Raw genomic sequence first — 26,252 nt, forward strand, 5'->3', positions numbered from 1 at the left:
TCTGGTATTGACAGACAGCCCTTAATTATCATCTTGATAATATTTACTCTGGCGGAAGACTACACCGGAAATAACACTTCCCTTACCGGAATATTTATTTCCTTACCATGGAAAAAATATCATCCCAGGTCAAAACAAGCATTTTTAGTTAAGACAAAAGTAAAGATCGACAAAATCCTGAGGATCTTATTTCATTATAAATCAACAGTGATATACTCCCGAATGAATTTGATATGCATTCAAATAAATAAAACTATGCGTAATGTGCCTTTTTATCTCTTCTTTGGCACGCATTTCGCAGAGTAATAATCTCGTCGCTTATACCGAGAAAAAATATGACGCAACACCTACTTCAAGACACCATAGCCAGGTACAGCCAGCAAATAAAAAAACATCCCCGCTTTCGAGAGGCCATCCAACACCATTATGACTCCCTGCTGATAACCTATAAAAAGCAGCCGCTCTTTTATAAAACCATTTTACAAAGCTCGCGCTTTCACGTTGTACTGGCGCTGCTGTGTTTTCACTACAGCGACCGTCGGGCGGTTCTCGCGGATATCAAAGAATTTTGCGTAAAAATGGAGCTCACCAGCCTAAATACGGTGAATTCACTGGTCACGTTACTGCGTATTACCGGCAGAATGACGCTGGAAAAAAGTGAGGATGACCGCCGGGTGCTGCTGTATACCCCCAGCACAAAAGGTCTTGATGAAACCCGCAGCTATATGCAGATCTCAATTCCTTCACTGAAAATGTTGCTGCCGGAAAATACGCTTTCGATTCATGCTCTTGAGGATACCCATATCTTCGAAGCCTTTTTTCACCGCAGTGCCCGCCTGCTATTTGATGAAGTCATATTGAGCAGACTGGTGCCTAATAGCGCGATGTTTGTGGATAAAGATGCCGGACATATTATTATCCTCAGAATATACCTAATGGCCAGGCAGGATGACGATGGGAGATGGTGGCTGCGTCCCAACTATAATAAAACAGCGAAGGATTTATCTGTTTCGAGAATGCACCTGAGACGCATTGTTAATTGTGGCATTATGGCTGGGTTATTTAGCGAAGATAGTGAAGGTGTATTGGAAATTCATAACAGTTTTATGGAGATGGCTGAATCCTATTTTGGATTTTACTTCTCATTTATTCTGTATGGCCTGGATATCGACCCAACCGAAGTATAAAAAAGCCGGCATTCGCCGGCTTTTTCTGTATTACCTTTCCCTTAACGCCTCTTTGGCTTTATTAAGTGGTTTCAGCAGATAATCCAGCACGGATTTACTGCCGGTTTTGATGTCCACCGTGGCAATCATGCCCGGGAAGATCGGAAATGTTTTCCCCTCCCGATTCTCCAGCTGGCTGACATCGGTGCGGATATATACCCGGTAGTAGTAAACGTCGCGTTTCACCTCATCCTGCAGCGTATCCGGTGAAATGGTGGTCACTACCCCCTTTAGTCCGCCATAAATGGAATAATCGTAGGCGGTAATTTTCACCAACGCCTTTTGCCCTGGATGGATAAATGCCACATCTCGCGGCGAGATTTTCGCCTCAATCAGCATCTGATCGTCCAGCGGTACCAGCGTCATCAGCTTGCCGTTAGGAGGAATCACCCCGCCCACGGTGGTGACCTCAATGCCTTTCACAATCGCCCGCACCGGGGAGGTAAATTTCAGGCGGGTCAGCGAGTCTTTCCGCCCCCGCATGACCGAACGCTGGGTTTCAATTTCCTCGTTGGTTTTTGCCAGCTCTTCACGCGCGCGCACGTAATACTGATTCTGCATTTCGGTGATTTTGTTCTCCAGCTCGTTTTTTTGACGCTGCAGACGCAGGACTTCCACGCTGCTCGCAGCCCCCTGTTTGACCAGCGGCTGGGTCATTGCCAGCTCACGCTGCACCAGCGAGATAGCCTCACGTAACCCGGCCACCCCTTTTTCGAGGCTGTTGCGGCGTGAGGTATAGAGCGCCGTTTCCTGGCGCACAAGCTCGCTATCGCCAGGCAGCATGTCGGGAAAGACCAGCGGCGTTGCGCCAACCTCCGCCTTCAGGCGCGCGGCGGTCGCCATCGCGGCATGCAGGCGAGACTCACTCTCCTGTACGCCGGACTCGGTTTTGGTTCGGTCCAGCTGCGCCAGCACCTGGCCACGCTCGACAATATCGCCCTCGCGTACGTCCAGCTCATAAAGGATCCCCCCCTCCAGGGATTGAATGACCTGCTCACGCGATGACGGCACTACTTTCCCGGAACCTGTCGTGACTTCATCCAGCGTGAAGACATTTGCCCAGAGGACGAAAACCAGCAACATCACTCCCAGCGCCCAGGCCACCAGGCTTGCCCGTGGCAGCGCGGGCTCTTTCAGGCGGCTGTTATAACGCGTAATGTCATTCATACCCGCTCCTCCGTGGCACTCGCCGGTTTTAACGTCGCGGTCCGGCGCGGCACAGGCTTTTTCTCCATCATGCCGTGCTGCTGTAAGATATGATCTCGCGGGCCGTCCATGACTATACGGCCGTTATCCAGCACAATAATACGGTCAACCAGCTGTAAAATCGGTAGCCGGTGCGTGGCGACCACCAGCGTGCGGTTACCCAGCCACGGAGCAAGATTAGCGATAAGCTGCTGCTCGCTGACTTCATCCAGCCAGGCCGTCGGCTCATCCAGCAGCAAAATTTGCGGCTGCAGAATCAGCGTTCTGGCCAGTAAAAGCGCCTGACGCTGGCCGCCTGAGAGTCCGGCTCCGCCTTCGCTAATCAGGTAGTTGAGTCCATTTTTTTGCTTCTGCACAAACCCTAACGCGCCGCTTAACGCCAGCGCCCGATGGATTTCATCGTCGGTCGCCAGCGGGCGGCCCATGGTCAGGTTGTCGCGCACCGAGCCGAAGAACAGGCGAGCCTGCTGGCTTAGCAGGGTCATATCGCGACGGAGATCGGCGGTATCGAGCTGGCCGAGGCTGATATCATCCAGCAGGATCTGTCCGTGCTGCGGCGTTTGCATCCCCGCCAGCAGCTGTAAGAGCGTGCTTTTCCCTGAACCATTGCGCCCAAGTAGCGCAATTTTTTCACCGGCGCGGATAGTCAGGCTGGCAATATCCAGATCGTTGACCTTCTCTTCCTCATCGTAATAAAACGCCGCATAGTTAAGCTGATAGTTCCCCTGCAAATGCGCTTTATGCACTTTTTTGCCCTGTTCAGGATCGTCCAGCGGGCGCTGCATCAGGTCGTCCAGCCCTTTACGCGCCACCTTCGCCTGCTGCCAGCGCGACAGTACGCCAGAGATCTGCGCCAGCGGCGCAATGGTACGGGAAGCCAGGATTGATGTGCCCACCAACGCGCCGGTTGTCATATCTCCGTTGATCACCAGATAGCAGCCCACCAGCAGTACCACGGCGTAGACAATCGACTGCACCTCCTGGGTCCAGGTCATCAGCAGGCTGGTCAGCCAACGCTGCTTCATGCCTACCGCGGCGGCAACGTCGTTAGTATTATTCCACTGATTCTGGAACCGCTGTTCCGCCCGCAGCAGCTTGATGTCTTCAATGGACTGCACGACCTCCACCAGCGTGGCGTTGCGGATAGCCGATTCACGCATTCCCTCATTTGAGAGATGTGCCAGCGGTCGCTGCACCAGCAGGCCCGGGATCAGCAGCAGTGGGATTGCCAGCAGCACCACAAACACCAGCGGCCCCCCGATTAGCCAAAGAATGAAAACAAACAGCAGGAAGAACGGGATGTCCGACACCGTGCCGATCGTCGTTGAGGTAATCAGTTCACGTACCGATTCCAGCTCGCGAATTTGCGAGATAAAAGAGCCTGTTGATTTTGGGCGTGCGCTGTTTTTAATGCGCAATGCCCGGGCAAACACCCGGTCAGAAATACGCAAATCGGCCCTTTTTCCGACGACGTCGGCAATATGGACGCGCAGCATACGCATCGTAAATTCAAAGATGATGGCCAGCATCACGCCGCCAAACAGCACCCAAAGGGTGGGCACCGACTGCGAAGGTACCACGCGGTCGTAGACCTGCATGGAGAAGATCATCCCGGCCAGCGCCAGCACGTTAGCCGCCATCGCCACCAGCATGATGTCGCCGTACCGCTTCCAGTCTTTCAGCGCCAGCGCCCAGAACCAGTTTTTCTGATACGGCTTAACGTAGTCGTCCACTCGTGCATCGGGAATCGAATTCAGCGGACGCAGCAGGAATAGCCCTTTCAGCCGTTCTGCCAGCGCTTCACGGCTGACCACGGTTTCCAGGCCGCCATCGCCGCTAAGCTGTACGCTCAACTGCCCGTGCTTATCCATATGGGTCAGCACCGCCATTTGGCCATCATTAAGCTCAGCCACCAGCGGCAAACGCCACGGATCGATAAGCGTGACATCCGCCGGTATGCTGCGCAGGGCCAGTCCGAGCTGGCGAGCCATGTCTTCCAGCACCAGGTGATGAGGACTTTGGCTTTCCTGGTTAACCGCAACGCGTACGTGTTCTTCCGAGAAATCCAGTCGGTAGTGGCGTGCGACCGCCAGCATGGCCTGCAGCCAGGGTTCATAGCGGGAATGCGTTGAAGTCATCGTGTTTCACGTCCTGCGAAAGTGGCAAAGAGCGCCGGTGTTGTCCTTTCCACGGCTTGTTTCATAAACATGTTTTATACCGGGTAATAAAAATAAGCGGCTAAAATGCCGCCGGACTTAAAGCCCGGCGGGCGTTAGCGCTAAATAACCAATAACTGGTGGTTTGCCAGCAGCGTGGCCAAATCGGTCTGCACCCCGTTCAGCGTCACCACGGTTGTCGGGTCAAAGACATTCCCGTTGCCGTCGCGGTCAATCTGAATCTCGGTGTTGCTGCCGTTTTGTACCACTTTGATGTAGTCGCCGATGTTGCCTGCACCAGCACCCAGCTGTGCTACGCCGTTGATGTAGTGAGCCGAAGCATCGCCGGTATAGCCGCTGCCCTGTAGCAGTTCACGCAGGTCGATACGGTCACTGTCCGCGGTGCCTTCCCAGGTCCCGACGCTGAAGCCGTTTACCACATCATGACCGTTACCGCCGGTAGCGTCCGTGCTGTTCAGCAACTTGTAGAGCAGCGTATCGTGTCCACCGCTGCCGATATTAAAGGTGTCGTTGCCGCCGCCTCCTTCAAAGGTATTGTTGCCGCTATTGCCGGTGATCACATCGTCATGGCTGGAGCCGACGATCCCTTCGATATTGCTAAAGGTTGCGGTATTAAACCCGGTGTTCTGCGCCCCGGTTTTACCCAGATCGACGCTGACGCCCACGCTCGAGTGACGGAAATCAACCACATCCATACCGCCCGTCGCGCTCCAGGTCTGACGATCGGAAGACGTTTCCCAGCCGCCGCCGCCGTTGTAGACATAGGTGCCCTGCTCGGCGATAAACGTATCGTTGTAGCCTGTGCCTGTGAGCGTGCCTCCGTGTACGCCGGTCGCGGCCTCTGCCGTCAGGGCATAGCTTTCTTTGCCATCACCGGCAGTTAACCCGCCCCAGGTTGTGTTGCTGGAAACGCCGTTGATCGCCCGCACCAGCTCCGCATGGTAGGTTTCATTCGGGTTGAGCCCGTAGAAGCTCACCAGCGCCGAAGCGTCGTTGATGCCGATCCCCGACTGGGCGTTAATCACCTGGCTTGCCACCAGATCACCTGCCGCGTTATAGAGCTTCACCGTGTTGCCGAAGAACACGTTAATGCCCTGGCTGTCGACAATTTTCAGGTGAATGGCCGTGTCCGGTGCCACGGCGTTGGTGTTCCGCTCCAACGTCACGCTGCCGTTCTGACGGAAGATCAGCAGATCCTGCGCGCCATCCCAGTCGTAGTCGACCAGCGCTGCGCCGGAGACTTGGCTGGTGGCAGCCGAACCGAACGTCGACGAGGTAAAGCTTGCTACGCCCTTCAGCCCGTCGTTGGTGTACATGTACGACTGCCCGCTGTTAGCCAGCTTGATGATGTCCATCCGGCCATCGAGGTTCCAGTCCACCGCGACGCTAACCGTGCCGTTGTACTTCTCGGTACCGACCGCAGTCCCCGCGAGCAGGTTGCCTTTGCCATCGTTCATCATCATCGTACCGCCGGTGCCTGCTCGTGACATCCCCATGTAGAGGTCCATGTAGCCGTCGCCGTCAAAGTCCGCCCAGGTCATGCTCACCGCATTATTCGCCGCGACAGAACCCGTTGCGCTGTACATCGTGTTGATGAAATTTTGGCTCCAGGTGAAGGTGCCATCCCCTTTGTTAAACATCGTCGACAGCGCATAGTTATTACCGCCGTTAGTCGTGTGCTGGGCGACATCCACCATGCCGTCGTTGTTGAGATCAACGCCGGAAGTTTCAATCAGGCTGTTGTAGTTGCCGACTTTTGCCCCGGAGACGAAGTTGGTGTAGGTTCCGCCGCTGGAAGCCCCCATCAGTTTTCCGGCGTTGTTATTCACAAAGGTGTTGGAGTCTGGCCCACCGGCATCCCCCATCACAAAGTCAACGTAGCCGTCCCCCTGGAAGTCGAGAGCCACGACGGCACCGTACCAAAGCAAGGTTCCCACGGTAGCGCTGCTGCCGGAGCTGGACGCCGTGTAGGTGCCGTCACCGTTGTTCATCAGCTGGGTGACATAGTTGTAGTTAGTGCTCTCCACCAGCATATCTGCATGGCCGTCGCGGTTAATGTCCGCATAGGCGCCGGTGGTGTAGCTGCCGGTCATCGAGAAGTTCCCGCTCACGCTGTAGCTGTTGCGGTCGTTCGAGGTAGCGAACTGCTGGTTGCTGGCAAACGTCCACATCCCGTTCTCATCCAGCATAAAGCTTGCGGCAATGGCGTTGGTCGCGCTGGTGAAGGACTAGGTTGGCGACATCGACGCTTCTGCGCCCACCACCACCGTGCCGTGCGTGACATCTACGCTGTTGCCGTTGCCCGCGTTGCTTTTCACCTGCGCCGTAACGTCATAGCTCTTTAACGAGAGAACATCGGCGTCAGGGATCTGTAGATACCAGGTGTTAGAAGAAGGATCGACCACCACTGCACCGCCGCGATCGGAGGTGTAGGTCTTGCCGTTCACCGTCACCACCACGAACTCGCCGTTCACCAGGTTCGCATCCACGCTGCCGGTAATAATTGGCGTTGTGTCGGTGGTGTTCAAACCATCGACCAGCGCTTTGGTCGTCGGCACCGAGGTATCTACCGTCAGCGTAAAGTCATTCGATTCGGTGTAGTTCCCTGCTTTATCCGTTATCCGCAGGACGTACTGGTAGTTTCCGTCCAGCAGGCCAGAGTCTGCGAACGTCCAACTGGTGCCGCCGGTGATGGTCACTTTGCCCACCAGCACGCCGTCGCGGAAGATCTGCGCGATTTCGCCGTCGGCCAGCGCCTGGTTCAGCGTGCCGTTTAGCACCGGCGAGGTGTCGTCGGTAGAATAGCTGCTGTCGAAATTACCGGTACGTTCGCCGTCGTTGTCGGTATAGCTGACGATGCTCCCCACGGTGTCCGGAGCGACGGTATCAACCGTCACAACCTGACTTGCAGTTGAACCTACGTTTCCGGCCTGGTCGATAATGCGAACCTGGTAGACATAGTCGCCATCGGCCAGGGTGCGGCCATCAACGTAGTGCCAGGCGGTCCCGTTCACCACCGCATCGACCCAGTTTTTACCACCGTCAAGGCTGATTTGTACGCGTTCATCGCTCGCCAGCGCATGGCCGAGCGTGCCGTTCAGCGTCAGCGTGGTGTCCATGGTGATAAAGTCGCTGGCGCTCTGCCCGGTATCATCAGCGATGCTATCAATGGTGATCCCATAGTTTGGCGCGACGGTATCCACCGTCACCGTCTGGCTGGTGGTTGCGCCCACGTTGCCGGCAAGATCAACGACACGAACCTGCCAGGTGTGGTCGCCGTCCGCAAGCTGGCGTCCGTCGGTATAGCGCCAACTGGTGCCGTTCACCGAGGTGGCGTAAACCCAGCTGGCTCCGCCGTCGAAGCTCACCTGAACATATTCGTTTTTGCCGAGCGCCGCACCTAAGGAGCCGTTCAGCGTCAGCGTATTATCGTTGGTGATAAAATCGCTGTTGCTGAAGCCGCTGTCGGTGGTGATGCTGTCGACGGTCACGGTAACAGATGCGTCCGGCGGCGTGGTATCCACAGTGACGTTCTTAGATGCGCTCTGCCCAACGTTACCGGCGTCGTCAACCACGCGAACCAGGTACTGATAAGTGCCGTCGCTGAGGATTCTGCCGTCGTTGAAGTACCAGGTTGTGCCAACCGTGACTACCGTCTGCCAAACCGTACCGCCGTCCAGGCTTATCTGCACATGTTCGCTCGCCAGGAGTGATGCTCCCAGAGAACCGTGGATCGTCAGCGAGGTATCGCTGGTGACGAAGTCAGTGTTGCTCAGCCCCGTATCGTCACTGATGCTGTCAATCGAGACGGTTTTGCTCGCGTCCGGCGCCACGGTATCCACGGTCACCAGGCGGCTGGTTGTAGAACCGATATTGCCCGCATCGTCAATCACGCGCAGCTGGTAGAGATGGTCGCCGTCGGCAAGCGTACGGTTATCAATGTAGCTCCACGTAGTGCCGCTAATACGCACGTCAATCCAGGTTTTCCCACCGTCAATGCTGATTTGGGCGTGCTCACCCGTCGCCAGCGGAGCGCCGAGCTTGCCGCTGAGGGTCAGGGTATTGTCGCTGGTAATAAAGTCGTGCGCATCCAGGCCTGTATCCTGGGTAATAGCGTCGACAGTGATGGTCTTACTGGCGTCCGGTGCCACGGTATCGATGGCCACGTTCTGCGTTGCCGTCGAGCCAACGTTGCCCGCATTGTCGATAACGCGCACGTTATAGGCCACAATGCCGTCCGGGAGAGTGCGCCCGTCGGCATAGCTCCACGACGTGCCGTTGACCACCAGATCAATCCAGCTTGCCCCACCGTCCAGGCTAATTTGCGCCTTCTCGTTATTGCCCAACGCGGCGCTCAAAGAGCCTTTAACCACCACCTTGTTATCAGCCGTAATGAAGTCGGTAGCACTGAGTCCGGTGTCATTCTGCAGAGCATCAATGGTAATGGTCATCTGCGGCGGCGTGGTATCGACCGTAATGGTGCGGTCCGCCCCGGCGCTGTTGCCGATGCTGTTGCTGACGCCGGCATGAATCACATATGCACCACCGTCAGCCAGCGCGGTAACCGCACTGCTGCCCAGGGTATAGCTCCAGGTGCCATCGCTGTTTACCGTGGTGGTGTACTGCTGGCCGTTAAGCGTAATCGTGACCGTTTTTCCCGCAGGCGCGTTGGTCACGCCGCTAATCACTAATGGCGTACCGTGCTCAGCTGCGCTGACGATATTGTCTTGAGCAAAGTCATTGATGCTGATAGTCGGCACTTCGCCACTCAGGGTGACCTGCTTGTCAGCGCTGCTGCCGTTACCCGCTTTATCGCTCACGCTTGCGGAGATTGTATAGCTGCCGTCCGCTGCGCCGAAGAAGTCCTGCGCCGGCACAGTGACCGACCAGGTTCCGGTATCGCTAACCTTCGCGGTGTAGCTATGGTTGTTGAAGGTAACAGTAATGGTCTGCCCGGGCTGAGCATTGGTGGTGCCGCTGATAACCTGGCCCGCCTGCTGCTCTGCGCTGTTGATGATGTCGTCACCCGCCACCTTGTCAAAGGTGAGGGTCGGCGCGATCGTGTCTACCGTCAAAATACGATCCGCACTGCCAGGGTTACCGGCTTTATCATTGACGGCGGCATGAACGGTAAACTCACCCTCAGCGAGCTTCGCCAAATCTTCAGCCGCAACGGTCACGCTCCAGGAACCATCCGCCTGAACCGTCGCGTCATAGCTTCCGCTACCCAGCGTAACGGTAACTTTCTGCCCGGCCTCCGCGCTGCTGGTGCCTCTGATTGTCAACGGCTGCTGCTGCTCGGCCGCATTAACGACGTTATCCCCGGAAATCTCGGCAATGGTTACCACCGGCGCGGAGGTATCCACGCTGATATTGTGGGTAACCGAGGCTGTATTACTCGCGTTGTCGTTAGCCGATGCGGTTACAGTGTAGCCGCTGCCATGCGCCAAATTCTGCACCTGACCTGCAGGCACGGTTACGCTCCAGCTGCCGCCCGTCTGTATCGTAGTGGTGTACTGCACGCCGTTAAGCATGACGGTTACCTGCGTCCCCACCGCCAGTTCGCGACTGCCGCCGACGATCGTCAGATCCTGGCTCAACTCAGCCGCGTTGATCACATCATCGCCGCTGAGGGTATTGATGGTTAGCTCAACCCGTGCGGCGTTGACCTCAACGTCGTGGGATGCCGTGCCCTCGTTCCCTGCGCCGTCGGTCAGCGTTGCGGTGACGGTTGCCGTGCCGTTATTAAGCGCAGAGATAGCCGAAGCCGGCACGCCCACGCTCCAGTTACCGTTGGCATCAACCTGCGTCACGTACTGAATGCCGTTCAGGGTGATGACGATTTTGTTCCCTGCCGCCGCGCCGCTGCTAGAGCCAGAGATAATCTGCGCCTGGGCGTGCTCTTCGAGGTTAATGATGTCATCGCCTGCGATAGCGTTAAAGCGGATGCCTGGTGCGGAGGTGTCCAGGGTAATCGTCTTACTGCCGGTTACGCCGTTGCCCGCCGCATCGCTGACGCTGACGTTTAGTTGATAGTTGCTATCTGCCAGCGTACTCAGCGCCGTCGCGTCCAGCGCGATGCTCCAGGTTCCGTCGGCTTTCACTACGCCGGTATAGTTCTTGCCGTCCAGCGTCAACGTGACCGTCTGGCCCGCTTCCGCATTTGATGTTCCGGTGACGGTGACGCCCGCCCCGGCTTCAGCGGCATTAATCACGTTATCCGTCGCCACCGGATCGATGGACAACCCTGGCGCACTGGCATCAACGCTGAATTCACGTTCTGCAGAAGCCCCGTTGCCGTTAACGTTCGTGACGCTAACGTTTACCGTAGCCTCGCCGTCCTTCAGCCCGGCCATATCCCTTGCCGGAACGGTGTAGCTCCAGCTACCGTCAGCCTGGACCTTAGCCGTGTAGGTGTGACCGCCGAAGATAACGGTGACTGTTTGTCCTGCTTCAACGTTCTGGGTTTTTCCGGAAAGCACCAGGTCCACGCCTTTCTCGGCGGCATTCAACACGTTGTCGGCAGTGATATTTTCAACACTGACCGCGACCGGGCTGAGATCGACCTTCACCGCGTGGTCGATAGAGATCGGGTTGCCCGCGCTGCTGCTGCCCGCAGCCGTGACGGTGAGATCACCTGCCGCCCACTTACCGACATCTTCCGCCGGAACGGCGGCCGACCATGTCCCGCTGGCGCTAACCGTAGCCAGGTAGTGCTTGCCGTTAATGGTGACGGTGACGGTGCTGCCTACGCTCATGCCGCTGGCGCTGCCGCTGACAATCAGGTTCTGATTGTGCTCGATGGTGTTAATCACGTCATCACCCGCTACGGTGTTAATGCGGATCCCCGGCAGACTGGCGTCGATAGCAAACTCGCGATCCGCTGAACCGCTGTTACCGTGGCCGTTGGTGACGGATGCCGTAACGGTTAATTTGCCGTTACCCAGCGCGCTCAGCACCTCTGCAGGCAGATTGAGGCTCCAGCTCATATCGTTCTTCACGATCGCCGTGTAAGTCTTGCCGCCCAGCGAGATAGTGACAGCGTCACCTATCGCCGCATTGCTCACCGTACCGCCCAGCGTCTGTCCCGTGGCGATTTCAGCGGTATTAAGGATGTTATCTGCAGTGACCGGGTTAATCGTGACGCCCGGTGCGGCGGTGTCCACCAGCAGATTAGCGTTGGCGCTGGCGCTGTTGCCGACAGCGCTGGTGGCGGTGGCGGTCAACGTATAGTTCGCTTCGCCCAGCCGGGCCAGATCGCCTGGCTGAACATCCACACGCCAGCTACCGCTGGCGTCAGTGGTGGCAATATAGTTTTTGCCGTTTAGCGTTACGGTTACGCGGGTGCCCGCCGCAAGATTAGCGCTGGTTCCGCTCAGCGTCAGTACTTCCCCTTTTTCAGTGGCGTTCACCACATTATCGCCGCTGATGGTGTTGAAATTAATCGATGGTAAGCCGGTGTTAACCGTCACTTCATGACTGCTGCTTCCGGTATTACCGGCGGCATCCGTCAGGCTGGCGCTAATGGTGACCTTGCCGTCCGCAAGCTGACCTATCACGTTTGCCGGTACGCCAATGCTCCAGTTGCCCGCGGCATCAACGGTAGTGGTCCAGCTATTTGCCCCGATGGTCACGGTTATCTTATCGCCCGCCGCCGCGCCGCCGCTGATGCCGGAGATGATCTGCGCCTGGCTATGCTCGGCAAGGTTTATCACGTCGTCACCTGCAACCACGCCAAACGAGATGGACGGCACGGTGACATCCACACCGAGGTTATGGCTCGCTGAGGATCCGTTGCCTGCGGCATCGCTGACGCTGGCTTCAACGGTATAGACGCCGTCGCTAAGCGCGGAGGCTTTGTCCGCCGCAACGGTTACGCTCCACGTCCCGTCAGCCTGTACTGTACCGGTATAGGTTTCATTGTTCAGCGTCACGGTCACGGTCTGGCCCGGTTCCGCATTGCTGGTGCCGTTAATGACCACCGGCTGCCCGGCCTCGGCGGCATTAAGCACGTTATCCCCGGCGATGGTATTGATTTGCAGAGTCGGGGCTGCGGTATCCACGCTGATTTCACGCCCGGCAGATGCTCCGTTGCCGCTCACGTTAGCGACGCTGACTTCCACGGAAGTTTCGCCGTCTTTCAGCCCTTTCATATCATTCGCCGGTACGGTCAGCTTCCAGCTGCCGTCGCTCTCTACCTGAGTGGTATAGGTGTGCCCCGCGAAGGTGATGGTGATTGTCTGCCCGGCTTCCACATTCTGTGTTGCACCGGAGAGCAATAAATCAGCGCCTTTCTCGGCGGCGTTCAGCACGTCGTCCCCGGCAATCTGGCCGATTGTTATCGCCACCGCGCTGAGATCCACATTGATGGTGTGATCGATAGTGACTGGGTTACCCGAGCTGCTGGTTCCGGCTGCCGATACGGTAATATCGCCGGCATTCCACTGGTTAACCTCGTTCCCCGGCACTACGGTTTGCCAGCTTCCATCGGCCCGAACCGTTGCCGCGTAGTCTTTGCCGTTTACCGTCACGGTTACCGTGGTGCCTTCATTCAGGCCGCTGCTGGTACCGTTAATCACCAGATTCAGACTGTGCTCGATAGCGTTGATAACGTCATCGCCCGCAAGGGTGTTAATACGGATACCCGGCAGCGCAGCGTCAACGGTGACGCCGCGTGAACCGGTGCCGGTGTTACCCGCACCGTCCGTAACAGAGGCGTTAATTTTAAGCGCACCGTCGCCCAGCGCGGTCAGAACGTCCTGGCTAAGTGTCAGGCTCCAGGTGAGCTCACTTTGCACCTTCGCGGTATAATTCACGCCGCCGATATTCACGGTCACGTCAGCCCCGGCCAGTACGCCAGTAACGCGTCCGGTAATCGTCTGCCCGGCTGCCAGTTCGGCAGCATTGATAATATCGTCGGTCGCCACGGCATTGATCGTGACGCCTGGCAGCGTGGAAGCGACTTCCAGGGTACTGGTCTGGCTGCCGGTGTTGCCAACGCCGCTGCTGGCGCTAACGGAAACCTCATAGAAGGCTTCGCCCAGCTTCCCTACGTCCTGTGCCGGTACGGTAGTGGTCCATTTGCCCTGAGAGTCTACCGTGGCAGGGTAATTTTTACCGTTCAGATTAACGGTTACGGACGTCCCGCTGGCGAGGCCTGTGGAGCTACCGCTGATGACCACATCACCCGTTTTTTCGTCGGCATTCAGGATATTATCGCCCGCAATGGTGTCGATAGTCAGGGTTGGCGCAGCGGTATCGACCTTAACGCTATGGGTTGCATCGCCGGTATTGCCTGCTTTGTCGGTAATGGAGGCGGTCACGGTGTAGGTGTTGTCGCCCAGCGCGCTGATATCTGCACGCGACACGCCCACGCTCCAGTTTCCGTTCGCATCCACCACGCCGGTATAGCTTTTACCGCCCAGCGTAACGGTGACAATGTCGCCTGCCTGCGCGCCGGTGCTGGTACCAGAAATCACCTGCGCCTGGCCGTGCTCGGTCTGGTTAATAACATCGTCGGTAGCCATCATACCGATGGTCACTTCAGGAACGGTGACGTCAACCAGCATGTCGCGGCTGGCGCTGCCCGGGTTACCCGCGCGGTCTTCTACGCTTGCGGTGACGGTGATATTACCGTCAACCAGTTTGCCGACGTCCGATGCGGGTACGGTCAGGCTCCAGCTTCCGTCTGCTTTTACTGCTGCCCGATAGCTTTCGCCATTAAGCTGTACGGTCACAGTCTGGCCCGCCTCTGCGGTGCTGGTCCCACTGATAATCAGATCTTGCTTCGCCTCTGCGGCGTTCAGCCGGTTATCCTGACTAACAGGATCCACGGTTAGCGCCGGTGCAAGACTGTCTACGCTAACGTTTTGTGCCGCTTCGGTGCTGTTACCATTTTGGTTGGTGACGCTCACCTGTACGGCGGTTTCACCTTCTTTCAGGTTAACCATATCCCCCGCAGGCACGGTATATTTCCAGCTGCCGTCCGTCTGAACCGTGGCGGTACAGTTGTGCCCGGCAAAGGTAATTTTGACGGTCTGACCCGGCTCTACGTTTTGCGTCATGCCGGAGAGCACGAGGTTTGCGCCCTTTTCGGCGGCATTCAGTACGTTATCGCCGGTTACCGCGTTAATGCTGATGACCACTTCGGCGAGGTCGACCGTTACCTGATGCTGGATAGCCACATCATTGCCCGCGCTACTGCTGCCTTTGACTTCAATGGCTACCGCGCCTTCAGTCCAGCGGCCGACATCCTCGCCCGGCACCGCCGCCTGCCAGCTACCGTCCGCACGCACGGTCGCCGCATAGTCTTTGCCGTTAATCGTGACGGTCACCGCGCTGCCCGCGCTAAGGCCAGTGCTGGTGCCGTTGATAATCAGGTTTTGGTTGTGCTCGATGGCGTTAATCACGTCATCACCGGCCACGGTATCCACACGTAGGCCAGGTAAATTCGCATCAATAACGATATCGCGACTACCGCTGCCGGTATTACCGTGCCCGTTGGTCACGGAAGCCGTAATGGTCAGATCGCCGTTACCCAGGGCGGTGAGAATGTCTTTTGAAACCGGCAGGCTCCAGCTCAGATCGTCCTGAACGGTCGCCTGATAGCGTTTACCGCCCAGAATAATCGTGACAACGTCACCTTTTATCGCCCCGGTGACGGTTCCGTTGAGCGTCTGGCCGCTGGCGATTTCCGAGGCGTTCAGGATATTATCGCTGGTCACGCTGTGAACAATGACGGTCGGCAATGCGCTATCCACCTGTACTTGATGGCTGGCGCTGTTGCTGTTGCCGTAGGCATCGGTTACCGCCGCACTCACCGTGTAATCCGCTTCACCCAGTTTGCTGACGGCGGAGGCCGGTACGCTCGTGCTCCAGCTGCCATCGGTTCCGGCGATAGCCTGATAGCGAATGCCGTTTAACGTGACGGTAATCACCGTTCCTGCCGGCTGGTTGCTGGTGCCGGACAGCACAAGATCCTGCCCTTTTTCCGCCGCATTGATGACGTCATCCTGAGCGAGCGTAGCGATATCGATAACCGGCAAGGCGGTATTAACCGTTAACGCATGATCTACGCTGCCGCTATTGCCTGCGGCGTCGGTAACGCTTGCAGTGATGGTGTAACTGCCGTCAGCAAGACCTTTAACCACCGATGCCGGGAGACCCACGTTCCAGTTGCCCGCGCTGTCCAGGGTGGTGGTGAAGGTGAATGAGGTTCCCTGCCCGTTGCTCACCACAACGGTAACCACATCACCCGCAGCGGCACCGGCGCTGGCACCGCTGACGGTATGAGCCTGGTTGTGCTCAGCCGCGTTAATCGTATCATCATCGGCTACGGTGTAGATGGTCAGGGTCGGCTCGGTGATATCCACCAGCATGCCGCGATCGGCGCTGGATGGGTTACCGGCTTTATCCGCCACCGAGGCGCTGACGGTGAGTGTACCGTCCCTGAGCACCGCCAAATCGCCTGCTGGCACGCTTACGCTCCAGCGACCGTCGGTGCCGACCACTGCGCTATAGCTAACGTTGTTGAGCGTAACGGTAACAATCTGACCGGCCTCCGCGCTGCTGCTACCGTTCACGATCAGCGGCTGTTTAGCATCGGCAGCGTTAAGCATATTGTCGCCGCTCAGCGGATCGATAACTAACGTTGGCGCACTGGCATCCACGCTGTATTCCTGCGCAGCGGATGCCGGGTTGCCGTTAACGTTGCTGACGCTAACGGTCACCTGTGCATCACCGTCCTTCAGTTTGGCCATGTCCTCAGCAGGCACGGTGTAGTGCCAGCTACCGTCATCGTTCACGGTAGTGGTATAGCGATGTCCGGCAAACGTGAGGGTGACGGTCTGCCCTGGTTCCACGTTAGTCGTGAGGCCAGAAAGCAGTAAATCTGCCCCTTTTTCCCCAGCATTCAGTACGTTGTCTGCCGTTACGCTATTTACGCTAATGGAAACCGGTGCCAGATCGACGTCGACAATGCTGTTGATATTGACCGGGTTGTTGGCGCCGTCTTTAGCCGAAGCGGTGACCGTCAATACGCCGTCAGGCCAGTTGCCTACATCGGTACCCGGCACCGCCGCACTCCAGCTTCCGTCAGCGTTAACCGTCGCCAGATAGTCTTTACCATTCAGCGTAATGGTGACCACGCTGCCCGCGTTCAGGCCACTGCTGGTACCGCTGACGATCAGATCCTGGTTATGCTCAGCCAGGTTGATAACGTCATCACCTGCGATAGTATCAACGCGCAGGCCCGGCAGCTGAGCATCAATGGTGATGTCATGATCCGTACTGCCGGTATTGCCACGCCCGTTGGTGACAGATGCGTGAACGATGAGATAGCCATCACCCAGCGCGCTGAGGACCTCTTTGCTCAGCGGTAGATTCCAGCTAAGGTCGCTCTGCACGACGGCTGTATAGTGCTTGCCGCCCAGAACGATCGTGACAACATCCCCCGCTGCCGCGTTTATCACGCTGCCGCTGAGCAGTTGCCCGGCGTTGACTTCAGCAAGGTTGATGATGTTATCGCCCGCTACGGTATTCACGGTGATAAGAGGCAGTGAGCTGTCCACCAGTCCGTTATGGCTGGCGGTATTGCTGTTGCCGTTGACATCCGTTACCGAGGCACTGACTGTATAGTTGGCTTCACCCAGTTTAGCGACGTCCAACGCCGGGATCTTCACACGCCAGGCGTTGCCACTCACGATGGCGTCATAGTTCACACCGTTCAGACTCAGCGTGATGTGGGTTCCGTCCGGCTGATTGCTGGTACCGCTGACAGTGAGATCTGCACTTTTTTCTGAGGCGTTAACCACGTCGTCCTGCGCAATCGTGTTAATTGTGATTTGCGGCAGCCCGGTGGCAACCTCAAACGCCAGCGCGCTGCTTCCGGTATTGCCCGCTTTATCAGTAACGACGACCGTTGCGGTATATTTCCCCTCCGCCAGACCGCTGATGACGTCCGCAGGCAGGCCAAGACTCCAGTTACCGCTGGCGTCCAAAACCGTGGTGTATTCAACGCCGTTGACGGTGATTTTTACGCTGTCGCCAACCGCGGCGCCCGTCGCTTTACCGGACAGCATCTGCGCCTGCGCGTGTTCAGACTGATTAACAATGTTATCGCCAGCGAAGGTATTGATAGTGACCACCGGTACGGTGGTGTCTACTAACATACCGTGGCTGATACTGACCGGGTTGCCCGCTACGTCGCTGACGCTGGCGTTAACCGACCAGCTTCCGTCAGTCAGGCGACCGAGGTCCTGAACCGGGACGGTGACGCTCCAGCTGCCGTCAGCCTGCACCAGCCCGGTGTAGCTTTGGTTGTTGAGCATAACGGTAACCGTCTGCCCCGCCTGCGCGGTAGAAGTGCCGGTTATCACCAGATCCTGCGTAGCTTCGGCATGATTCAGGATATTGTCAGCGGTGATGTTGTTCAGCGTGATTGATGGCGGCTGGGTATCAACCAGCACTTCACGCGCACCGCTGGCACCGTTGCCGCTGGCGTTTGTAACGCTCACGGAAACGTCGGCGCGACCATCAATCATGTCTTTCATGTCTGCCGCCGGAATTTTGTAATGCCAGGTGCCGTCCTCGTTAACGGTCGCGGTATAGGTGTGTCCGGCAAACTTGATGACCACCGTTTGCCCGGCTTCCACGCCCAGGGTTTTACCGCTCAGCGTCAGATCTGCCGCTTTCTCTACCGCATTCAGCATGTCGTCGCTGGTCACGCTGTTGATAGAAATGGCAACAGAATGAAGGTCAACGTCAACCGAGCGCGAGGCGGCGACCGGGTTGCCCCATTCGTCGGCTGAACTGGCAACCATCTCCAGTTTGCCGTTGGCCCAGGCCGCCAGATCGCTCGCTGGAATACCGATTTGCCAGCTTCCTGTTGCGCTAACCGAGGCCGGATAATCCACGTTATTGATGCGTACGGTGATCACCGTACCGGCGCTGAGATGCGTGCTGGTTCCTGTAACGGTCAGATCCTGATACTGCTCGATGGCGTTAATCACATCATCGCCGGAGACGGTATTGATGCGCAGGCCAGGAAGCTGCGCGTTGATGTTAATGTCGCGGCTGCCGAAGCCGGTATTACCGTGACCGTTGGTGACAGAGGCCACAATAGACGCATCGCCATCGCCCAGCGCCTGCAGATCGGCCGCAGGAACCGTGGTACTCCAGGTCAAATCGCTTTGTACGGTGGCAGTGTAGTTTTTACCGCCAATCTTAATCGTTACGGTATCGCCTTCATGCGCGCCGGTCACGCGCCCGCTCAGCGTCTGGTCATTGGCAATTTCGCTGTTGTTAACGCGGTTATCGCCCACAAAAGTAGAAACCGTGACGGTTGGCAGCGCTGTGTCAACCAGCAGCATGGCGCTGGCGGTGTCTGTATTGCCGGTGCTGTCGGTGCCGCTCACGCTCAGGGTGTAGGTTGTGTCGCCCAGCTTAACCACGTCGCTGACCGGCACCTGAACGTGCCAGATGCCGCCGTTAACTGCCGCAGTATAGGTTACGCTGTTTAGCGTAACGTTGACGGTGCTTCCATCCGGAAGGTTACTTGTGCCGCTCAGCGTCAGTGGCCGGGTCGCCTCAATGGCGTTCAGCACGTTATCCTGGCTAATAGCGTCAAACGCAACGCTCGGCGGCGTTGACGTTACGGTGATATCGTGGGTAGCGGAGCCGGTATTGCCGGCCGCGTCGGTGATGGTTACGGTAATGGTGTTTGTGCCTTCCGGCAGCGAAGAGACCACATCTTTAGGAATACCGACGCTCCAGCTGCCGTCCTGCTGCACGGTCGTGCTCCAGCTCGTGCCACCGACGGTAACGGTCACGCTGTCACCCGCGCTGGCCCCGCGACTGATGCCGGAGACGATCTGCGCCTGGCCCTGCTCGCTCACGCTAAGAATATCATCGCCGGCTACGGCATTGATGCTGGCTTCTGGCGCCGTGGTGTCTACCAGTAGCGAGGAATTTGCCGTTGTGGTGTTGCCCGCTTTATCGCTGACGCTGAGGTTCAGCGTGTAATTGTTGTCCGCCAATGCCTGCACGTCGGCCGCCGTTACCTCCATGCTCCAGCTACCGTTTGCGCCTACGGTCGCGGTATAGGTTTTACCGTTCAGTTTAAGCGTTACCACCTGCCCGGCTTCTGCATCGGTTTTACCGCTGATGCCCACCGCGGCGTTATGTTCGGCGGCATTAATGATATTGTCGCCCGCGACGGTATCCAGCGTCAGCGTTGGGACTTTCGTATCCACGACCAGCGTCTGGCTGGCAGAAATAGTGTTGCCCGCAGCATCTTTGCCGCTAATCGCCACCGTCCAGTTTCCGTCCGCCAGCGCCTTCGCATCGGCGGCAGGAACACTTACGCTCCAGCTTCCGTCGCTGCCTACGGTAGCCGCATAAGCTTTGCCGTTTAGCGTGACGGTCAGCGCGGTGCCGCTTGCCAGCGCTTTAGAACTTCCGCTTACGGTAAAATCGTTAGCCTGCTCTGCGGCGTTGATCGTATTGTCGCCCGCGGTCATCGCGATGCTCAGGGAAGCCTGGGCAGTGACCACATTAAGGGTTATCTCCCCTGCGGAAGTGATTTTATTGCCGTCAATTTGCACCACGCTGTAGGTATGCGTGCCGTCCACCTGCTCACTGAGCATAACCGACCAGTTACCGTTGCTGTCGACCTGGGTGCTGGCAATCGTATTACCGCTGCTGTCTTTTACCTGAATAGTGGCGCCAGGCTGACCGGAACCGCTGAACGTTGGTGTGGCATCATCGGTAACCGCATTGCTGCTCAGCAGCCCTTTGCTGTCGCCTTTCGTATCGGTGACGCTAAAGGTGGGCTTTGCGCTTTCCACCTCTTTGGTATTGTCGATCACGTCGATATGCGACTTTCCGCCACCGTGCGCCAGCAGCGCCCCGACGCCGACGCCGCCTGCGATAGCGCCCGCCACCCAGCCCCACGGCACTTCGCTCATCCCCGCCCCGTCGATCAGCGGCTGAATAGAGTCAACCGGCGTCGCCGTGGCAGTAAGCTCTACGCCCTGGCCGCCCGGCAGCGCCGCCGCGTCTTCAAAAGTAATATGAGTAAGCCCCTTGCCATCATCAAAGACCAGCTCGGAGTGGTACCCCGAATTGCCCTCTTCCTCGACGAAATAGCCGTTACAGCGGATCACGCTGCCGTCTTTCATGTAGACAAGCAGATCCTTGCCCTGGCGCACGTAACGAACCACATCCTGAGCGCTGGCATGAACTTGGATTATCGAGGGGGAAGAGAGCGAAACAGAGAGATTACCGTCACTGCTTAATAATGTTTTCTCTGCATTTTTACGGGAAATAACGTCAAGAATTTTACTCATAGCACTTCTCCTTATATATGCCGAAACGAGGCATGCGCTATTAATTTTCAGATGTAGGCAACCCTGAGAATTCCAGCTCTCATTTCACATCAATTTATTTTCAGATGACCGTGACTAACCCACTGGCCTGACTCTATTTATTTTAAATCCGGTAATTTTGATGCGGCGTTTTTTTCAATTCCTGCCAGAGGTAATAAGTTATCGACGGCGGCCGCATAATTTACTGCAGCCTGCCAGCCGTCGAAGTCAGCATTAATTTGTGCGTATGCAGCCTGGAAAACATCCTGTTCCACGCTTAATAAATCGTTAAGACTACGCTTGCTAAGCTTATATTCGTTTTTATAAACCTCGCGGGCGCGGCGGGCATTTTCAAGCTGGCGCTTACCCGCCGCCTCGCGGCCTTTAGCCCCGTTCCAGTCAGCCATCGCCACCGAGGCTTTCTGCAGAACGTCGAACTTCGCCTGCTCAACCTGGGAGGCCGCAATGCGGCTGGCTCCCTGAGCCTGCTCAACCTGGGCTGAAACCGCGCCGCCCTGGTAGAGAGGTGCGTCGACACTCAGCTGGATCTGGTCGTCCCAGTAGGCGTTGTTGTTGGACTGATAGCGCGTGCGCCCTCCCTTCAGGCTTAGCGTTGGCCAGTGGCCTGCCTTTGCCCTATCAACGGCGTAGCCCGAAGATGCACGCATTGCTTCAGCGGCCAGCACAGATGGGATTAACGAGTAATTGATATTGTCGAGCGGCGTTTGCTCCAGCGCCAGCCGTTCAGGCATCGACTGATATTGGGTAGCGCTAACGCCGGTTAATACCGCCAGCCGTGCTTTAGCGCTTTGCAAGGCGGCCTGATATTGCTCGAGCGTCGAGCGCATCCCGGCGATGCGCGTCTGAGTTTGCAGCACATCCGAACTCGAGCTTAACCCAGCGTCTGCACGCAGTTTTGCCATAACATTGACGCTTTGCAGCACCTCCATGCTCTCTTCAGTCGCCGCAATCAGCGCTTGATTGCGTTTCAGGTCCACATAGGCCTGTGCCGTTTTTTCGGCCACGCCGGTTAGCGTCGCCATCAGCTGATAGCGATAGCTTTCGCGCTGACTTTGCTGCTGGCTGATATTGCTGTTGGTTTTACCGAAGTCGTAGACCAGCTGCGTCAGGCTAAGTCCATAAGCCGCCGAGTTCTTTAGCGAACCACTGGAGTCTGTGGTTCGGGAATGGCCGGTGCTTCCGTTGAGGGAAATCTGCGGTAGCCAGGCACTACGTGCCTGCGCGATTTGCGCCAGCCCAATACCGAACTGTGCCGCCTGTTGAGAAACCGAGGGGTCGCGGTCCAGTGCGAACAGAATACTTTCACCGAGCGTTAAGGTCGACGCCTGGGCTACACCGGGTGCAGCAGCCCAGTCGGGAACCGGCGCGGCATTCGCCCGCAGGCCGCTGCCGAGACAAATAACGGCGAGCATCATGGCTGGCAGGGAACATGAGTGGACCATAACCGACAATATCCTTATCCGCGAAATAACCTGGGTGTTGTTGTACCGTCCTGTATTGCGTATAAACAGGCATGGCTTAGCAACTCAAATGTTTTGAGCAGCAATGATTTTTTAAATTAAAATTTCCACAGCATTGCTGCCCATTAAATTCAACGGCGCAATTCCGTATCACTTAAAATGAGGTAGTGACGCCTGCATTGCTTTCGTTTCCTCTTAATAAATGAAAGCGGTGGCTTTTTCATGCTTCCTTTATATAAGGCGTCACGCAATATGACTTATTTAAATCGGGGGTGCAAACCACCCAAATTCTTTTTCCGAAACGTTTGCAAGAAAAATCCTACCAAAGAAAAATTAACCTCACCAATCATTTATTGTTAACGGAATGTTACTCAAAAGAAAAGAAGCAGAACAATAAGACAAATAAGCACCGTATCTGCGTACATTTATACAAATAGCTATAGGTTATAATTCATAAGGTTATGGAATAAGGATTGATTTACATCAAATTTACATTTTCCGACAGCCGCGCGATAAATTCGGGTTGCTCATTTTTGGTTGTTTTTCCATAAATGTTACATTGCGGTTAGTTTTACGCAAAACGGGGGGAGTCAGACCGCTATTCACAAAGCGCGATAATCACCTATGGCAAGCATTTCATGACTAAAATAGCGCCTTCCTGACAAAAAAATACAAAAAAAAGACCGGGATATCCCGGTCTTAAGGTAGCAAAATTTATTTATTAAGATTAATGGTCAAGATCGGACAACGATCTCCCCCTTTAGCGGGGGCCTTCAGAATAGCAGCGTCAATTAATAACGGGCCGTGATGGGGCCAAAAATGTGCGCCCTCAATAACGCACGCAGACAGATTTCGTTTCGGTATAGGCATCGAGCCAGTCAGGACCAAAATCACGCCCGGTACCCGACTGCTTCATGCCGCCAAACGGCATATTTGCATCGATAAGCGTGTGGCTGTTTACCCAAACCGTACCGGCCTGAATACGCCCGGTATACTGCATTGCCGCCTGCAGGCTGTTGGTCCACAGGCTCGCCGTAAGGCCGTAGTCGCTGTCGTTAGCCAGCCGCAACGCTTCTTCCGCATCCGCCACCCGCACGAGGTTGACCACCGGGCCAAAGACCTCTTCTTTGGTGAGCCGCAGGCTGGCTGAAGGGTTTACCACCAGCGTCGGCGCAATGTAGTAGCCGTTGCCCTGCGGGCCAGGGTTGCCGGAAATCAGCTCCGCACGCTGCTCTTGCGCCTGGGCAAGGTATCCGGCTACTTTTTGCTGCTGAACCTTCGAAACTAACGGGTTGATATGGGCCGCCGGATCCATGCCCGCCCCTACCTGCAGTGATTTCACCGCCTGCTCAAAACCACTCACCAGCGTGTCGAACAGCGGCGCCTCGATATAAATCCGCGAGCTGGCGGCACACACCTGCCCTTGATTGAGGAAACTGCCCGCCATTAAGCCTTCAATGACCATTGCCAGGTCGGCATCTTTCAGCACGATAGCCGGGTTTTTGCCCCCCAGCTCCAGCGTTACGCGCGTTAACCTGTCTGCCGCCGCTCTGGCGATGCCCTTTCCCGTCGCGGTCGAACCGGTAAAGCTGACCTTGGCAATCAGCGGATGTTCGGTCAGCGCTTTGCCACAGCCAGCGCCGCTGCCTGTCACCACGTTGAATACGCCGTCCGGTACGCCAGCCTCGGTTGCCAGCTCCGCCATGCGCAGCAGCGTCAGCGGCGTGGTTTCCGAAGGCTTCACGACGATAGAGCAGCCTGTGGCCAGGGCCGGCATCACTTTCCACATGCCAATCAGCAGCGGGAAGTTCCACGGTACTATGCCCGCCACTACGCCAACCGGCTCTTTGCGCGTCCACGCCTGATAGCGTGCGCCTTCCGGCATCGGGATCGACACATCGAGCGTCTTGCCGCTGATTTTCGTCGTCAGGCCTGCGGTGTAGCGCATCCAGTTGAGGGTGCAGCCGACTTCAAACGCGCGGGAGATGTTGATGGACTTGCCCTGTTCCAGCGTTTCAAGCTGCGCCAGTTCTTCCATATTTTGCTCAAGTAAGTCCGCAAAACGCAGTAAGACTCTTTCTCGCCCGGCGGGCAGCATGTTGGCCCATACGCCGCTGCTAAAGGCCCGCCAGGCAGACGTTACCGCCCGGTCAACATCCGTGGCGCTGGCATCGGCGCTACTGGAAATTTGTTGCCCATCCGCCGGGTTGAAGACAGGCAAACGTGCTTCACTGTTAGACGTTTGCCAGCGGCCATCAATATATAGCCCATGAGAACGCTGAAGAAACTGGCGCACATTGCCAAGCACGCTTACCGTTTCTGGCTCGATCATAGCATCTCCTTATCAAGGTCATTATCGGGTAGCACCCCTTCATTCTAGGCGTTATGTTGAGGTTAGGGTTTTCTGCGGCTGACATTCGCTTTGCTGGCTGTGACACGCTACACAAATGTCTATAATGATTCTTTTTTTGAATCGCATTTACCTATAGTTATTGGCCTCGGGCGGCAATAAGTGAGGATCTATGGCGGAAAGACAACACAACGAGCGATTCGAAAAATGGCTGGAGAAGGTGAATGTCGCATGTGGTCGTTTCTCGGGCGCGGCGCTGGAGCAAGGGTTTCACGGCAGTCTGAGGGAGCATCTTGCCCATGCCATTAAACTCAGCGTGGTAGGGATTAACCAGGCTCGTTTGCTGAGAACAAGCCGCGAAGTCGCCCAAAGCAACGACGCCTGGTTCTATACCGTCTTCCAGCTGGAGGGCGAAGCCGTGATGGAGCAAGGGGAAAACCAGGCCGTGCTCGGCCAGGGAGATATCACGCTTATCGACGCCTCACGCCCCAGCTGTTTTACCTATACGCACGGGGCGAAGCAGGTTTCGCTGTTGCTGCCCCGCCACCTGCTGGAGCAGCACCTGCGTCTGGGGGAAATCCCCTGCGCACAAAGGCTCCCGGCCGAAATGCCGATGGTCCGCCTCAGCCACGGCCTGCTGCGTGAAAGTATGGGCAGCGACGGCCTGACCGGCGGAGAAAGTGAAGCCACGCTTGAGGCGATTGCCTGTCTGCTTGCTCCGGCGCTGACCCGGCACAGCCTGCCGCATTCAAAGCGCGATCGCCATCTGCAAAAAGTAATGACGCTGATTGACGAACATATTCAGTCGGAAACCCTGCGCCCGGAGTGGATTGCCGCCGAGTCCGGGATGTCGGTGCGTAGCCTCTATCGCCTGTTTGCCGATAAAGGCCTGGTGGTGGCTCAGTACATCAAAAACCGGCGGCTCGATCTCTGCGCCCAGGCGCTGCGTACGACGAGCCACAGCGAAAAGCTGTCGGGCATTGGTTATAGCTGGGGATTTGCCGATCACAGCCATTTTTCAACGGCGTTCAAGGGCAGGTTCGGCGTGTCGCCGGGGGAGTATCGCAGGCGCTTTCAGTCTGCCTGAAAGGCAATCCTCACCCCAGCCCTCTCCCAGAGGGCTGTATCTTATACACATTTTCCTTCCAACATCTTCCGGGGGCGATCTCTCGCTCCGCAGTTATTCCGTTCACCCGTAGATCAGTTTTCCCTGCACGTTCAGAGTACGGTGAACGTGTCCGGGGGATAACGCCATCCCCCGGACAGCCCCGGCGCCCGGCGAGCTCATCGCCGCTGAAGCGGTAAACCCACCGGCTATCACCCAAACATTCGGGGTCGTTCGCGATTCGTTCCCGACGATCGCTCTCTTTCGCTGTTCCCGACAGCTCAACCCCGCTTGAGTTGGGTCATAACCGGGGCCGATGAGAGACGGGGACAAATCTTCCCCT

9 protein-coding genes and 2 pseudogenes are annotated in these 26,252 nt (G+C 56.7%); 2 read left to right on the forward strand and 9 right to left on the reverse strand.

Annotated features, from left to right (window positions below; all coding sequences use genetic code 11):
* Window positions 1–335 precede the first annotated feature (335 nt).
* A complete protein-coding gene (locus VGM55_RS22440; RefSeq protein ID WP_331636747.1) occupies window positions 336–1,187 on the forward strand; it encodes a hypothetical protein in 852 nt (283 codons plus the stop codon).
* A 30-nt stretch (window positions 1,188–1,217) separates the two neighbouring features.
* Here VGM55_RS22440 and VGM55_RS22445 read toward each other — a convergent pair whose 3' ends face one another.
* The 8 genes and pseudogenes from VGM55_RS22445 to VGM55_RS22470 all read right to left on the reverse strand — a co-directional run bounded on the left by VGM55_RS22445 (window position 1,218) and on the right by VGM55_RS22470 (window position 24,786).
* Window positions 1,218–2,393 (reverse strand): HlyD family type I secretion periplasmic adaptor subunit, encoded by a 1,176-nt coding sequence (locus tag VGM55_RS22445; RefSeq protein WP_154188962.1) that lies wholly within the window; start codon window positions 2,391–2,393, stop codon window positions 1,218–1,220.
* Complete coding sequence (locus VGM55_RS22450; RefSeq protein WP_154188963.1) at window positions 2,390–4,570, reverse strand: type I secretion system permease/ATPase; 2,181 nt, start codon at window positions 4,568–4,570, stop codon at window positions 2,390–2,392. The genes VGM55_RS22445 and VGM55_RS22450 overlap by 4 nt, the downstream gene beginning before the upstream one ends.
* A gap of 140 nt (window positions 4,571–4,710) precedes the next feature.
* A complete protein-coding gene (locus tag VGM55_RS22455; RefSeq protein WP_414648303.1) occupies window positions 4,711–6,474 on the reverse strand; it encodes an FG-GAP-like repeat-containing protein in 1,764 nt (587 codons plus the stop codon).
* Window positions 6,475–6,486: 12 nt separating this feature from the next.
* Window positions 6,487–6,798: pseudogene (locus VGM55_RS27520) on the reverse strand (FG-GAP repeat domain-containing protein); the annotation flags it as partial.
* A 39-nt stretch (window positions 6,799–6,837) separates the two neighbouring features.
* Window positions 6,838–20,574 carry an Ig-like domain-containing protein gene (locus VGM55_RS22460; RefSeq protein WP_414648304.1) on the reverse strand — a complete coding sequence of 4,579 codons (13,737 nt, stop codon included), beginning with the start codon at window positions 20,572–20,574 and terminating at the stop codon, window positions 6,838–6,840.
* Window positions 20,566–20,955, reverse strand: a pseudogene (locus VGM55_RS27525) (BapA/Bap/LapF family prefix-like domain-containing protein); the annotation flags it as partial. The pseudogene VGM55_RS27525 and the gene VGM55_RS22460, both read right to left, overlap by 9 nt.
* Before the next feature lie 137 nt (window positions 20,956–21,092).
* Window positions 21,093–22,436: a TolC family outer membrane protein gene (locus tag VGM55_RS22465; RefSeq protein ID WP_154188965.1), complete on the reverse strand. Its 1,344-nt coding sequence runs from the start codon at window positions 22,434–22,436 to the stop codon at window positions 21,093–21,095.
* 847 nt (window positions 22,437–23,283) lie between these two features.
* Complete coding sequence (locus tag VGM55_RS22470) at window positions 23,284–24,786, reverse strand: aldehyde dehydrogenase family protein (RefSeq protein ID WP_331636751.1); 1,503 nt, start codon at window positions 24,784–24,786, stop codon at window positions 23,284–23,286.
* Window positions 24,787–24,976: 190 nt separating this feature from the next.
* Between VGM55_RS22470 and feaR the strand changes: the two genes are divergently transcribed.
* Complete coding sequence (gene feaR / locus VGM55_RS22475) at window positions 24,977–25,891, forward strand: transcriptional regulator FeaR (protein WP_331636752.1); 915 nt, start codon at window positions 24,977–24,979, stop codon at window positions 25,889–25,891.
* Window positions 25,892–25,993: 102 nt separating this feature from the next.
* Here feaR and VGM55_RS22480 read toward each other — a convergent pair.
* The coding region (locus tag VGM55_RS22480) for a hypothetical protein (RefSeq protein ID WP_331636754.1) at window positions 25,994–26,252 on the reverse strand (259 nt) is incomplete at its 5' end.

This window comes from Cedecea sp., assembly GCF_036500665.1.
Taxonomy (GTDB): domain Bacteria; phylum Pseudomonadota; class Gammaproteobacteria; order Enterobacterales; family Enterobacteriaceae; genus Cedecea.